General features: G+C 50.3%; 2 protein-coding genes. One reads left to right on the forward strand and one right to left on the reverse strand.

Annotated elements, in window-relative coordinates; genetic code table 11:
- A partial coding sequence (locus tag ACYVTD_RS15860) for an ornithine carbamoyltransferase (protein WP_461248654.1) occupies nucleotides 1-261 on the forward strand: 261 nt, incomplete at its 5' end.
- Here the strand turns inward: ACYVTD_RS15860 and ACYVTD_RS15865 are convergent.
- Nucleotides 258-551 (reverse strand): ribonuclease H family protein (locus ACYVTD_RS15865; RefSeq protein WP_461248655.1); only part of this gene is annotated, 294 nt, incomplete at its 5' end. The two genes, ACYVTD_RS15860 and ACYVTD_RS15865, sit on opposite strands and share 4 nt — an antisense overlap.

Consider the following 551-nt stretch of genomic DNA (forward strand, 5'->3'; position numbering starts at 1 on the left):
CTTTACACCGACGTGTGGATTTCCATGGGCGAAGAAGACAAAAGGGACGAGCGGTTAAGACTTTTAAGCGGCTATCAGGTAAATCAGGAAATGATGAACAAGACGGGCAAAAAGGATACGATTTTTCTTCACTGTCTTCCCGCGGTAAAGGGCGAGGAAGTTACAGCGGACGTGATCGACGGCCCGCAGAGCCGCGCATGGGACGAGGCGGAAAACCGCAAACACACGATAAAGGCCGTGATGGTTGCAACGCTCACCTAAACCGAGGCGATGGCGTCCTGCGTCATTTGATCGCACATCTCGTTGTAGTGGTTTCCGGCGTGACCGCGTACCCATTCCCAGTTAAGCGTAAATTCACTTGTGAGCGCGTCAAGCTCCATCCATAAATCCTGATTTTTAACGGGTTTCTTGTCGCTGGTTCTCCAATTATTGTTTTTCCACGTCTTTATCCATTCGGTGATGCCTTTCTGCACATATTGGGAATCGGTAACTACAGTCGCTTTTCGCGGGACGTCCTTCATCGACTTTAACGCGCGTAACGCCTCTAGAAC

The sequence above is a fragment of the Treponema sp. R6D11 genome, assembly GCF_054786075.1.